Source organism: Pseudomonas sp. FW300-N2A2 (assembly GCF_017351735.1).
GTDB lineage: Bacteria > Pseudomonadota > Gammaproteobacteria > Pseudomonadales > Pseudomonadaceae > Aquipseudomonas > Aquipseudomonas migulae.
On the sequence record NZ_JACNDU010000023.1, the window covers coordinates 1 to 12343 of the forward strand.

Sequence of the window (12343 nt, forward strand, 5' to 3'; positions counted from 1 at the left end):
GCAAAAGTCTGGATAAATCGCATCAAGGTCGCTATCGGGACAGTGCTGACGGTTTAAGTTGGCAAGATTGACTCACCCACCCTCACCCCCACCTTGGGGGAACACGGTCATATTTATGTCATGTCAGGTCCGCAAGCTCGGACCTGTCCGCCAACAACAGGTTGATAACAACAAGGACGACCACATGCCCACACAAAACCCGCACCGTAACCTCGGTTTGTGCACCTCCAGCAAGGTCTACAACGCCCTGACCGAACTCAAGCACCTGGAAGGTCATCGCAGCGCCAAATTTCTTTCGCTACTGGCCGAAAACCTTGTGCGAAAAGGCCTGCTCAACGAACAGGAAGTGGTCCACATGCTGGACTTGGTGGTCGACTGACCGACAGACGGTCGTTTGCACCCGCTGCCGTCAATGTCGACTATCGAAAGCGATGATTGTTCGTTCGCGCGGCGGCCCCGTAAGGTAGCTCCATAGATTGATGGAGGTACTTATGTCCCAGGTTCAAATCATGTCCGTTATTGGCAGCGCCGTTCCCGCCTCGCTCAGAGAGCTAGGATTGCTCGCCTGTTGGTATCTGGTCCAGGACGGTGAACAAATCAGCGGTCCGCTGCCATCGCTGACCGCCGCCAAGGCACTGTCACAGAGCTTCGACACCGGCCGACTCAGCGCTTAAGGCAACTGCACCCGCGGTTTGGTTTCCATGAAAATCGCCCAGCTCGACATAAACAGCGCGGCGATCAACGGTCCGATGACAAAGCCATTGAGCCCGAAAATCGCCAGGCCGCCGAGGGTCGAGATGAGGATCAGATAGTCCGGCATCTTCGTGTCCTTGCCCACCAGGATCGGGCGCAGCACGTTGTCCACCAGGCCAATCACGAACACCCCGAAAAGCCCCAGCACCACGCCCTGCCAGATCGCCCCGCTGAACAGGAAAAATGCGGCCACCGGCGCCCAGACAATCCCTGCGCCAACTGCCGGCAACAGCGACAGAAACGCCATCAACACCGCCCAGAGCAACGAGCTCGGGATGTCCAGAAACCAGAAAATAAAACCGCCCAATGCGCCTTGAGTGATCGCCACAAAAAGGTTGCCCTTCACCGTGGCGCGCACCACGCGGTTGAACTTGAGCTGCAAACGGCGTTTCTGGTGTTCTTCCAGCGGCACGGCGGCGCGCACTTTGCGCGCCAGTTCTGCTCCGTCGCGCAAAAAGAAGAACAACAGGTACAGCATGATGAAAAAACCCACCACGAAATCAAACGTACCCTGACCGAAACTGAAGGCTTTGTTGGCGATGAACTCATTGCCCGTCACCGCACTCTTGATGATTTTCTCCCGCAGCCCCTCCAGCTCACCGATCCCGGCGCGATCGAGCAAGTGCTGGAAGTACGGAGGCAGGCTGTGTTTGAAATGCGTGATGTACCCCGCGATGTCCAGCTCGCCGCTTTCGATGCTCTTGTAAAGCGCCGCCCCTTCCTGGACCAGCAGAATACTGAGGATGATCACCGGCAGGATCGCAATGACCATGCAGATGCTCAACGTCAGCATTGACGTCAGGTTGCGCTCCCAGCCGAACTTCAGTTGCAGTCGCCGCTGCAACGGCGCGAAGAGAATGCCGAGGATCACCGCCCAGAACACCGCGCCGTAGAACGGCAGCAAAATCCAGATAAACGCGGCGGTCACCACCCCCAGCAAAATCACCAGTGATTTGTCTTGTACCTTCTCTTCGTTCATGTCCGATCCATGTCAGTCCGCAGGGCACAGGCCCTTGTAGCAAGAGCCGTCCTGATGCTTAGTCCGCCACGGTTCGCGCGAGTGCCATCCGTTTGTTCATCAAGCATAGATCCAGATCAATGAATGCCACGGGCATGCCGATTATCCTCGCCGGCTTTTGCGATCGACCCGCCCATGACCCTTTTCACACCTGAGCTGCTCGCCCCCGCCGGCACCATGAAAAACATGCGTTATGCCTTCGCCTATGGCGCCGACGCGGTGTACGCCGGTCAGCCTCGCTACAGCCTGCGGGTGCGCAACAACGAGTTCGATCACGCCAACCTGGCGCTCGGCATTCGCGAGGCCCAGGCACAGGGCAAGCGCTTTTACGTGGTGGTAAACATCGCCCCGCACAACGCCAAACTCAAAACCTTCCTCAAGGACCTGGAGCCGGTGATTGCCATGGCACCGGACGCGCTGATCATGTCCGATCCGGGCCTGATCATGCTGGTGCGTCGGCACTTTCCGCAGATGCCGATCCACCTGTCGGTACAAGCCAACACGGTCAACTGGGCGAGTGTCGAGTTCTGGCAACAACAAGGCTTGAGCCGGATCATCCTGTCACGGGAACTGTCCCTGGAAGAAATCGCCGAAATCCGCCAGCAAGTGCCCGCCATGGAGCTGGAAGTGTTCGTCCACGGCGCGTTGTGCATGGCCTATTCCGGCCGCTGCCTGCTGTCGGGCTACATGAACAAACGCGATGCCAATCAGGGCAGTTGCACCAATGCCTGTCGCTGGAAGTACTCGGCGCAAGAAGCCACGGAAAATCTGCTCGGCGACATCGTGCAGACCTTCCAGCCCGAACCGACGCTGGGAATTGGCGCGCCCACCGATCAAGTGTTCCTGTTGCAGGAAGCCAACCGTCCCGACGAACTGATGCCGGCCTTCGAAGACGAACACGGCACCTACATCATGAACGCCAAGGACCTGCGCGCCGTGCAGCACGTCGAGCGCCTGACGCAAATGGGCGTGCATTCGCTGAAAATCGAAGGGCGGACCAAATCTCACTTTTACTGCGCGCGCACCACTCAGGTTTACCGTCGGGCGATCGACGATGCGGTGGCCGGTCGCGACTTCGACCGGGGCCTGATGACCGATCTGGAATCCCTCGCCCAGCGCGGTTACACCGAAGGTTTTCTGCGTCGTCACGTGCATGACGAATACCAGAATTATCAGAACGGCAGCTCAGTGTCGGAGCGACAGCAATTTGTCGGCGAATTGACCGGCGAGCGGCGTGACCGGCTGGCGGAAGTCAAAGTGAAGAACCGCTTTGGCCTGGGCGATCACATGGAACTGATGACGCCCAAGGGCAACTTCCACTTCGATTTGCATCAGTTGCAGAACGTCAAAGGCCAGCCCATCGATGTGGCGCCGGGGGATGGGCACACCGTGTACCTGCCGATTCCGGATGCGGTGGATTTGCGCTTCGGGTTGTTGATGCGGGATGTGCGCGAGATGTGATCTTCGATCAACACCGCGATCCCCAAAACACCGCATCCCCTGTCACACCGCTATTGCTGATACACCGCTTTCTTTTGAACACCGCGCCCCCTGTAGGAGCTGGCTTGCCAGCGATGAGGCCCTTCAAATTTTCACCGCAGCTAAGGCCGCCATCGCTGGCAAGCCAGCTCCTACAGGGGGACGCGGTGTTTCGGATAGCGGTGGTGTCTCAGGTGAACTCCTCGCGCAACATCGCCACAAACGCTTCTCGCGCCGGGTGAACCCCGGCGTTTTCATGCCAGTAAAACAGGTTGTCGATGGCGGTCAGTTCAGGGAACTCATACCCCGCGCACCCCGCGCCTTTGGCGTACTGATCGAACACCCCTTTGGGCACCAGCGCGACCCCCGCCCCCGCACTGACGCACCCGACAATCGCGCCGTAACTCGCCAGGCTGACAATCGGCAGCGCCTGCCCCTGGCGCAACAACCAATGTTCCAGCGCCGCACGGTAAGGACACCCCTGGGGCCACATGAACACGGTCTTGTCCTGCAAATCGGCGATCTCGCGCACCGGCCCCAGCGACGTCGAGGCAATCAGCAGCAGCTCCTCGCGGTACATCGGCGTGCGCTTGAGTTGTGAGCGCTCGACATCCACCGCGACGATTGCGCCGTCGAGCCGGTGGTTGGCGGTGTCATCGAGCAATTGGCCCCACGTGCCGGTGGTCAGCTCCAGCGCGACCGCCGGATAGCGCTTGTGGAACTTGGCGAGCAAACGCGGCAAGCGACCGGTGGCCGACGATTCGATGGCGCCGATGCGCAACGGGCCGGACGGTTCGGCGGCGGGGTCGACCGCCCGCTTGGCCTCAGCCGTCATGGCAAGAATCTTCGAGGCGTAGGCCAGAAAAGTCTGCCCCGACGGACTGATGCGCAACCCTCTGCCTTCGCGGATAAACAACGCGACGCCCAGCTCCGCTTCCAGCGACTTGATCCGTGCCGTGATGTTCGACGGCACGCAATGCAACAGCTCGGCCGCCCGGGCGATGCTGCCGACGTCGGCCACGGTCTTGAACATGCGAATCTGTGCCAGCTCCATACATCACCCAAAGTGAACGGTTCGCGCAGTATAAGTCAGTTGTGGCGAACGGTCCGCGTTCTGATACTCGAAGCATCTGCCCACAGGTGCCCGACCATGCAAGCGCTCTCAACCGCCACCCCTCCCCTCAAAATCATCCTGGCCATGGCCTTCGTCGTCGCGTGCTGGGGCTATTCCCCGACCGGAATTCACATCGGCTTGCAAGCCTATGATCCCGGGCATCTGGCATTGCTGCGGTTTCTGCTGGCGTCAGTGTTCATGGCGCTGGTCGCGGTGTTCAAAGGCATCAGCCTGCCGACCCTTCGCGATTTGCCAATGCTGTTCGGCCTCGGCTTTTTTGCGGTGAGCCTGCATCACGTGGCGATCAATTTTGGTCAGCAAGGGGTCAGCGCCGGTGCGTCCAGCGTGCTCGCGCAATCGACGCCCTTGTTCAGCACGCTGCTGGCGCGCTTCGTGTTCAAAGACCAGGTGAGCGCGTGGCGTTGGGGCTGTGTTTTTCTGGGATTGATCGGCGTGGTGATTGTGGTGGCGGGCGATCGCGGACTGGGCAGCATCGACGCCCATGGCCTGTTGATTCTGCTGGCGGCGGTGTCCTGGAGTTTCTACTTCGCGTTGCAGAAACATCACTCCGGGCGTTACGACGGGCTGACACTGGTCTGCTACACGGTGTGGTCGGGGACCGCGTTGTTACTGGTTTATCTGCCGGGGTTGGCGGCGCAAGCGGTCAACGCGCCGATGCAGGTGCAACTGGCAGTGCTGGCGCTGGGCATTTTTCCGAGCGCGCTCGCCTACCTGGCCTGGGCATTTGTGTTGACTCACGTTGATTTGAGCCGGGCGACGATGACGCTGTATCTGGTGCCGCCGACGGCCATGGCGAATGCCTCGTTTGGCTTGGGGGAACGGCCGACGGTGATGATCGTTGTCGGGGGGACGGTGGTGTTGGTCAGTGTGTTGGCGTTGAATCTGGAGCGGCGGTTTGTGGCGATTCGGGTGGCGGGTGTTTGATTGGAGTTTTGTGGTGATGGGGCTGGCGCCTTCGCCGGCAAGCCGGCTCCTACAGGGGATCGCGGTTCGGTTCTGCGCCAGCCGGATTCCGCGAAGGCGGTTAATCGCGATCCGCCAGAAACCGGTCCCGGCTGTTGGTCAGGTGCAGCCACATTGCCGCCCGCGCCGCGTCCGCATCCTGACGCTTGATCGCGTTGAGAATCGCCTCGTGTTCCAGATTGGCCAACTGCCCCAGCTTGCTCAAATCCGCCGCGCCACGTTCAGCCGCATTGACGCGGGTGCGGGGGATCATCGCGCTGCCCAGGTGCTGCATGATTTCCGTGAAGCAGACATTGCCGGTGGCCTCGGCGATCAGCAGATGGAAACGCCTGTCGGCTTCGACGCAGCTGTCGTTGTTGGCGAGCAGGCTTTGGTAATCGTCCAGCGCTTCGCGCATCTGTGCCAATTGCGGGTCCGTGCGCCGAATCGCCGCCAACGCAGCGGCCTGGGTTTCGAGGCCCAGGCGCAACTCCAGAATGCTGCGCACGCCCAGCGCGGTATCGACATTCAGTCGTAGCCCCTGCTCCGGTGCGCGCTCGATGACAAACGTGCCGATGCCGTGCCGGGTTTCCACCAGCCCCGACGCCTGCAACTTCGAGATTGCCTCGCGCACCACGGTGCGACTGACCCCGTGCTCCTGAACGATGCTGTTCTCCGACGGCAGCTTGTCCCCCGGCAGCATCTGGCCGAGCAGGATGCTCTGGGTCAGTTTCGCGACCAGGTCATGGGCCAGGTTGTGAGTGCGCTTGCGGGCAGGCGCGTCGAGGTCATCTTGCATGGCAATCATCCGAAAGCAGGGCTAAGCGGATCGTAGCACTGCGGTCGAACGGTTTCTCAAGAAAACCGCGCCCAGCTTGTATGACAACACTCAACAAAACAGACATCAAAGACAAAAACAAAGCGTACAAACGCCCCTAAACTGAATAACAAATGACCTTAACCATACTATTTTGTTGATCATTACCTCTTGCAGGATAAAAAAATGTAGTTGTATGATGTCTAGCAACAACGCCACACCTGCAACACCCCGCATAAAAATAATCAGTGGGAGAAAACCAAGTGAATACATCCGTATCCGGGATGCACGACGGTGCCGATTCGGTCCTGAAGTCCGCCATCTCGAAAGTGAAACGCCACGTTCTGCCGCTGTTCGTCATCATGTTCATCGTCAACTACATCGACCGCGTGAACATCGGCTTCGTCCGCGCCCACATGGAACATGACCTGGGCATTGGTGCTGCCGCCTACGGCCTCGGTGCCGGCCTGTTCTTCATCGGCTACGCGCTGTTCGAAGTCCCCTCCAACATCCTCCTGCAAAAAGTCGGCGCACGAATCTGGCTGACCCGCATCATGCTGACCTGGGGTCTGGTGGCCGCCTGCATGGCGTTCATCCAGAACGAAACCCACTTCTACATCCTGCGATTCCTGTTGGGCGTGGCTGAGGCCGGCTTCTTCCCCGGGGTGATTTATTACTTCACGCGCTGGTTACCCGGAGTAGAACGCGGCAAGGCCATCGCGATCTTCCTCAGCGGCTCGGCCATTGCCTCGCTGATCTCCGGCCCGTTGTCCGGCCTGCTCCTGCAAATCAGCGGGTTCGGCATGCACGGCTGGCAATGGATGTATTTCATTGAAGGCATGTTCTCCGTCGGGCTGTGCGTATTCGTCTGGTTCTGGCTCGACTCCAAACCCCACGACGCCAAATGGCTGAGCCGCGATGAGCAAGACGCGCTGGTCAAAGCCATCGATGACGAACAACTGGCCCGCGAAGCCGCGACGCCGATCAAACCGTCGCTGGGCACGCTGCTCAAGGATCGCCAGATCATCCTGTTCTGCCTGATCTACTTCTTCATCCAGCTGACCATTTACGCCGCGACCTTCTGGCTGCCGAGCATCATCAAGAAGATGGGCGACCTCAGCGACGTTCAGGTCGGGCTGTTCAACTCGATCCCGTGGTTGCTGTCGATTGTCGGCATGTACGCCTTCGCGTCGCTCTCGACGAAATGGAAACACCAGCAAGCCTGGGTCGCCGCTGCCCTGCTGATCGCTGCGGCGGGGATGTTCATGTCCACCACCGGCGGGCCGGTCTTCGCTTTCGTGGCGATCTGCTTCGCGGCGCTGGGTTTCAAATCGGCCTCTTCGCTGTTCTGGCCAATCCCTCAGGCGTACCTGGATGCACGGATCGCCGCTGGCGTGATCGCGCTGATCAACTCGGTGGGCAACCTCGGCGGCTTCGTCGCGCCGACCACCTTCGGCCTTCTGGAACAACACACCGGCTCGATTCAAGGCGGGCTGTACGGCCTCGCCGCGACCTCGATCATCGCCGCGATCATCGTCTTCGCTGCACGCAACATACCGAAAACCGCACCGGCCGTTGCGCTGGGCAAACCAACGCCCAACCACGCCTGATCGCTGCTATTTAAGGACAAGAACATGAACCAACAAGACACCGCAAAAGCCCCGATCATCACCAGCATGCAAGTGGTTCCGGTGGCCGGTCACGATGGCATGCTGCTCAACCTGAGCGGCGCCCATGGCCCGTTTTTCACCCGCAACATCGTGATCCTCAAGGACAACGCCGGGCACACCGGCGTCGGTGAAGTGCCGGGCGGCGAGCGCATTCGCCAGACCCTGGAAGATGCGCGCAGCCTGGTGGTCGGCAGCCCGATTGGCACCTATCAGAGGATTCTCAACCAGGTGCGCCAGACCTACGCCGACCGCGATGCCGGTGGTCGCGGCTTGCAGACGTTCGACCTGCGCATCACCATTCACGCGGTGACTGGCCTGGAAGCGGCGCTGCTCGATTTGCTCGGCCAGCATCTGGACGTGCCCGTCGCAGCACTGCTCGGCGAAGGCCAGCAACGCGACGAAGTGAAGATGCTCGGTTATCTGTTTTATGTCGGTGATCGCAACGCTACCGATCTGGCTTATCGCAGCGAACCGGACGCCGACAACGACTGGTTCCGCCTACGCCACGAGAAAGCCATGACCGCCGATTCCGTGGTGCGCCTGGCGGAAGCCGCCCACGCCCGTTACGGGTTCAAAGACTTCAAGCTCAAGGGCGGCGTGCTCAGTGGCGACGAAGAAATCGAAGCGGTCACCGCGCTGGCCGAACGTTTTCCCGACGCGCGCATCACCCTTGATCCAAATGGCGCCTGGTCGCTGAAAGAAGCGATCCGCTTGTGCCGCGATCAGCATCACGTCCTCGCTTACGCCGAAGACCCGTGCGGTGCGGAAAACGGTTATTCAGGCCGGGAAGTCATGGCCGAATTCCGCCGCGCCACCGGCCTGAAAACCGCGACCAACATGATCGCCACCGACTGGCGGGAAATGGGTCACGCGATCCAGTTGCAATCGGTGGACATCCCGCTGGCCGACCCGCATTTCTGGACGATGCAGGGTTCGGTTCGCGTGGCGCAGATGTGCCACGAATGGGGCCTGACCTGGGGCTCGCACTCCAACAACCACTTCGACATTTCCCTGGCGATGTTCACCCACGTCGCAGCCGCTGCACCGGGCGAAATCACCGCCATCGACACCCACTGGATCTGGCAGGACGGCCAGCGCCTGACCAAAGCGCCGCTGCAGATCGTCGACGGTTGCGTGCAAGTGCCGAAGAAACCGGGGCTCGGGGTTGAGCTGGACATGGATCAACTGGCCAAGGCCCATGAGCTGTACAAAGGCATGGGGCTGGGTGCGCGAGATGACAGCGTGGCGATGCAGTTTCTGATTCCGGGGTGGAAATTCGATAACAAGCGGCCGAGCCTGGTGCGCTAATCAGGCGCACCGCGACCCTGTAGGAGCCGGCTTGCCGGCGATTGCGGTGGGTCAATCGACACATTTATCGCCCGAACGGACGCCATCGCCGGCAAGCCGGCTCCTACAGGGTGAGCGGTGTTTGGGCGGCTTGCAAAAGCCACCCCTTGAACGCCGCCATCGCCGACGTTTCGGGCCGTGACTGCAAGCGGGTCAGCCAGTAGCTGCCGGTGGTGATGCCGATGGCGAACGGTTGCTCGATGACTCCCGCCGCCAGTTGCCGGGCGAACATCAACGGCGGCGCCAAGGCCACACCCGCACCTTGCAACGCCGCCTCCATCATCGCCAGCGAGGAATCAAAGACGATGCTGCGAGGCGGCGCGGCATGGGCAGGCAGGCCGGTGGCCTGAAACCATTCGGGCCACTCATCCGTGCGATAGGAACGCAACAGCGTTTGCTGCAACAGATCGTCCGGCGCGTGCAGTTGCCGGGCAATCTCGGGCACGCACAACACCGACAACGGCGCCTCGATCAACCTGACCGCTTCAATCCCGTGCCACGCTCCCGCGCCAAAGCGAATCGCGTAATCCAGCCCTTCAGCCGCCACGTCCACTCGATTGTTGTGGGTCGACAGACGCAAATCTATGAACGGATGTTTCGCCTGAAAGTCCGCCAGTCGCGGCAACAGCCAACCGACCGCAAACGTCCCCACTGCGCCCACCGTCAACACCTCACGAAAATGCCCGCCTTCGAAACGCTCCAGGGTTTCGGCGATTCGATCGAAGGACTCGCGCAGCACCGGCAACAAGGTCTCCCCCTCACTGGTCAGCATCAGCCCGCGGGGCAGGCGTTTGAACAGGGTGACGTTGAGTTGGGCTTCCAGGCTTTTGACCTGATGACTCACCGCGGCTTGCGTGACGCACAACTCCACCGCCGCCCGTGTAAAACTCAGATGACGCGCAGAGGCCTCGAAGGCGCGCAGTGCGTTGAGCGGTAATTGCGGGCGGATCATGCCAACTCCCAAATTTTTCTAATGGCTAAGCCGAGATATTGTCGTTTGTCGAAGCACGGCGAACTGAATAGATTTGGCACGCCCAGCGACGGCCCGATTCATAAACCGCTCGGAGTGTAGCGGGTTTAATCATCAAATCTCATGGACAGCAGCTCAATCATGCACAACTCAACATTCGGCAAGGTCTTATCCTGCAGCGCTTTCGGACTGCTCCTCAGTGCAGGTTACTGCGTTGCCGGGAATCAGACTGACGCGCAGATCGAAGCGGCGGTGAATGCCGCGGTTGCCCCGGTCATGCAGCAACAGAACATTCCCGGCATGGCCGTCGCGATCACCGTGAATGGCAAGCAGCATTACTTTAACTACGGCGTGGCCTCGAAGGAAACCGGCACGCCTGTCACCGAAAGCACCCTGTTCGAGATCGGTTCGGTGAGCAAAACCTTCACCGCTACCCTCGCCGCCTACGCCCAGGCCAGCGGCAAACTGTCCCTGTCGGACAAGGCCAGTCATGTCCTGCCGGCATTGCGCGGCAGCGCGTTCGATCACGTCAGCGTGCTGCAACTGGGCACCTACACCGCCGGCGGCCTGCCGCTGCAATTCCCCGACAATGCCGACGCAGCGGACAAGATGCTCGGCTATTTCAAACAGTGGAAACCGGCTTACACCGCCGGCAGCCATCGGCTGTATTCGAACCCGAGCCTGGGATTGTTCGGGTATCTGGCGGCCAACAGCATGGGCCAGCCGTTTGATGAGCTGATGGAAAAGACCGTGCTGCCCAAGCTCGGCTTGCAGCACACCTACCTCAAGGTGCCGCAGGATCAGATGGCGCTTTACGCTCAGGGATACAACAAGGAAGACAAACCGGTGCGGGTCGAGCCGGGCGCGCTGGACTCAGAAGCGTATGGCGTAAAAACCAGCGCCTCGGACCTGCTTCGCTATGTCGAGGCGAACATCAAACCATCCAGCCTTGAAGCGCCGATGCAGCAAGCCATCGCCATGACGCATGCCGGTTACTACACGGTCGGCGACATGACCCAGGGGCTGGGCTGGGAGTTTTACCACTACCCGATCACCCTCGATAAATTGCTCGCCGGCAACTCGTCGCAAATGGCGATGGAGGCGCACAAAGTCCAGTGGCTGAACCCGCCGCAAGCTCAACCGGACAACGTACTGATCAACAAGACCGGCTCCACCGGTGGCTTCGGCGCGTATGTGGCGTACGTGCCCTCGAAAGACATCGGCATCGTGATCCTGGCCAACAAAAACTACCCGAACCCGGAGCGAGTCAAAATCGCCCATGCGGTGTTGAGCACATTGACTCAATAACCTACGAACCAACCCCCTGTAGGAGCGAGCCTGCTCGCGATTGCGGTGTGACAGGCGAAAGAGATTTCGAATGTTACGCCCTCATCGCGAGCAAGCTTGCTCCTACAAGGATTGGCGCAGGCAAAAAAATGGGCGACCTGTTGAGGTCGCCCATTTTTGTTAGCGCGTGGCCATCTACGCCTTCAATCGTCAGGCATTTCCGGTGGCTTGGTCGGCTTCGCCGGTTTGCCCGGTTTCGCCCCCTTGGCGCCGTTAGGCGGTGCGGCCTCTGTGACGGGTGGCGGGGTTGGCACCGTGGCTTCTTTCTCGGTGGACGGCAACTGGTCGACCGTACTGAAAATCGCCTTCAGATCAACCGCGTCCGATTGCTCGAGTTTCTTTTCGCCGTCCTTGCCGACCAGAATCACCTTGGTCTTGGCCCCTGCCCCCAACTTGAGCGAACGGATCAAGGCTGCCGTGTCTTGCGGCCCGAGGTCTTTGCCTTCGCGCTGGCCCATCAGGTTGAGCACGGTGTACAGGACCATGTTCCGGTCGGTGAATTCCTTGCGATTGGCCGGCTCATCCAGTGACTTTTTCAGGCTGACCCACGCCGGGTCGACCGTGCTCGGCGCAATGACAATCAGCGGCCGGGACCTGCCCTTGTCCATGTCCAGCGGTGAGTCGCCATCGGCGGCGAGCAAGGGGCCGGCGAAAGCCAGCAGGGTTGTCAGGGTCAATGACCTGATGAGCATGCGCATCTCCTTTTGATATCCACGCTCTAATGATTGCGCATCGCGGCGTTCGTTCCGGGGGTCGCACCGCAATTGTGTTTCGCCTTGACCCAAGCTTAGGTCAGGGCGGTCATTGCGCAACAGGCTGAGCTAATCTCAAGACTCGATATACACCTGAACCGCCGTGAGGATCC

General features: G+C 60.2%; 12 protein-coding genes. 7 read left to right on the plus strand and 5 right to left on the minus strand.

The genetic code is table 11. The features are described 5' to 3' along the window. The first annotated feature begins 184 nt into the window (after positions 1-184). Together J4E42_RS22405 and J4E42_RS22410 are read left to right on the plus strand one after the other, a co-directional pair. The gene (locus J4E42_RS22405) at positions 185-379 is read left to right on the plus strand and encodes a hypothetical protein (RefSeq protein WP_008033677.1); all 195 of its coding nucleotides are present in this window, start codon (positions 185-187) and stop codon (positions 377-379) included. Positions 380-491: 112 nt separating this feature from the next. Further along, on the plus strand, positions 492-674 hold the full coding sequence (locus tag J4E42_RS22410; protein ID WP_207286188.1) for a hypothetical protein: 183 nt from the start codon (positions 492-494) through the stop codon (positions 672-674). Here J4E42_RS22410 and J4E42_RS22415 read toward each other — a convergent pair. Next, positions 671-1732 (minus strand): AI-2E family transporter, encoded by a 1062-nt coding sequence (locus J4E42_RS22415; RefSeq protein ID WP_192229169.1) that lies wholly within the window; start codon positions 1730-1732, stop codon positions 671-673. The genes J4E42_RS22410 and J4E42_RS22415 overlap by 4 nt on opposite strands. A gap of 174 nt (positions 1733-1906) precedes the next feature. Between J4E42_RS22415 and yegQ the strand changes: the two genes are divergently transcribed. Continuing rightward, positions 1907-3232 (plus strand): tRNA 5-hydroxyuridine modification protein YegQ, encoded by a 1326-nt coding sequence (yegQ, locus tag J4E42_RS22420; RefSeq protein ID WP_207286189.1) that lies wholly within the window; start codon positions 1907-1909, stop codon positions 3230-3232. 208 nt (positions 3233-3440) lie between these two features. Here yegQ and J4E42_RS22425 read toward each other — a convergent pair whose 3' ends face one another. Further along, on the minus strand, positions 3441-4304 hold the full coding sequence (locus J4E42_RS22425; protein WP_008033671.1) for a LysR substrate-binding domain-containing protein: 864 nt from the start codon (positions 4302-4304) through the stop codon (positions 3441-3443). A gap of 96 nt (positions 4305-4400) precedes the next feature. On the opposite strand from J4E42_RS22425, the gene J4E42_RS22430 reads away from it, so the two are divergent. Beyond that, on the plus strand, positions 4401-5309 hold the full coding sequence (locus J4E42_RS22430) for a DMT family transporter (RefSeq protein ID WP_207286190.1): 909 nt from the start codon (positions 4401-4403) through the stop codon (positions 5307-5309). Positions 5310-5409: 100 nt separating this feature from the next. Here J4E42_RS22430 and J4E42_RS22435 read toward each other — a convergent pair whose 3' ends face one another. Continuing rightward, entirely contained in the window at positions 5410-6126 is a 717-nt protein-coding gene (locus J4E42_RS22435) for a FadR/GntR family transcriptional regulator (RefSeq protein ID WP_008033665.1), read from the minus strand. Positions 6127-6407: 281 nt separating this feature from the next. Here J4E42_RS22435 and J4E42_RS22440 point away from each other — a divergent pair, with 281 nt between their 5' ends. Next, positions 6408-7754, plus strand: coding sequence for an MFS transporter (locus tag J4E42_RS22440; protein WP_207286191.1), 1347 nt, complete (start codon positions 6408-6410; stop codon positions 7752-7754). Positions 7755-7778: 24 nt separating this feature from the next. Beyond that, positions 7779-9122 carry a glucarate dehydratase gene (gene gudD / locus J4E42_RS22445; RefSeq protein WP_207286192.1) on the plus strand — a complete coding sequence of 448 codons (1344 nt, stop codon included), beginning with the start codon at positions 7779-7781 and terminating at the stop codon, positions 9120-9122. 103 nt (positions 9123-9225) lie between these two features. Here the strand turns inward: gudD and J4E42_RS22450 are convergent, their stop codons facing one another. Then, on the minus strand, positions 9226-10113 hold the full coding sequence (locus tag J4E42_RS22450; RefSeq protein WP_207286193.1) for a LysR family transcriptional regulator: 888 nt from the start codon (positions 10111-10113) through the stop codon (positions 9226-9228). A 159-nt stretch (positions 10114-10272) separates the two neighbouring features. Here J4E42_RS22450 and ampC point away from each other — a divergent pair, with 159 nt between their 5' ends. Beyond that, the gene (gene ampC, locus J4E42_RS22455) at positions 10273-11439 is read left to right on the plus strand and encodes a class C beta-lactamase (protein ID WP_259331706.1); all 1167 of its coding nucleotides are present in this window, start codon (positions 10273-10275) and stop codon (positions 11437-11439) included. Between the two features lie 182 nt (positions 11440-11621). Here ampC and J4E42_RS22460 read toward each other — a convergent pair whose 3' ends face one another. Then, a complete protein-coding gene (locus J4E42_RS22460; protein WP_207286195.1) occupies positions 11622-12170 on the minus strand; it encodes a DUF4174 domain-containing protein in 549 nt (182 codons plus the stop codon). Positions 12171-12343 lie beyond the last annotated feature (173 nt).

Coding starts and splice junctions, on each gene's coding strand:
- J4E42_RS22415 (WP_192229169.1), bottom strand. CDS start 1,732: ATGAACGAAGAGAAGGTACAAGACAAATCACTGGTGATTTTGCTGGGG.
- J4E42_RS22425 (WP_008033671.1), bottom strand. CDS start 4,304: ATGGAGCTGGCACAGATTCGCATGTTCAAGACCGTGGCCGACGTCGGC.
- J4E42_RS22460 (WP_207286195.1), bottom strand. CDS start 12,170: ATGCTCATCAGGTCATTGACCCTGACAACCCTGCTGGCTTTCGCCGGC.
- J4E42_RS22450 (WP_207286193.1), bottom strand. CDS start 10,113: ATGATCCGCCCGCAATTACCGCTCAACGCACTGCGCGCCTTCGAGGCC.
- yegQ (WP_207286189.1), top strand. CDS start 1,907: ATGACCCTTTTCACACCTGAGCTGCTCGCCCCCGCCGGCACCATGAAA.
- ampC (WP_259331706.1), top strand. CDS start 10,273: ATGCACAACTCAACATTCGGCAAGGTCTTATCCTGCAGCGCTTTCGGA.
- J4E42_RS22435 (WP_008033665.1), bottom strand. CDS start 6,126: ATGCAAGATGACCTCGACGCGCCTGCCCGCAAGCGCACTCACAACCTG.
- J4E42_RS22405 (WP_008033677.1), top strand. CDS start 185: ATGCCCACACAAAACCCGCACCGTAACCTCGGTTTGTGCACCTCCAGC.
- J4E42_RS22410 (WP_207286188.1), top strand. CDS start 492: ATGTCCCAGGTTCAAATCATGTCCGTTATTGGCAGCGCCGTTCCCGCC.
- gudD (WP_207286192.1), top strand. CDS start 7,779: ATGAACCAACAAGACACCGCAAAAGCCCCGATCATCACCAGCATGCAA.
- J4E42_RS22430 (WP_207286190.1), top strand. CDS start 4,401: ATGCAAGCGCTCTCAACCGCCACCCCTCCCCTCAAAATCATCCTGGCC.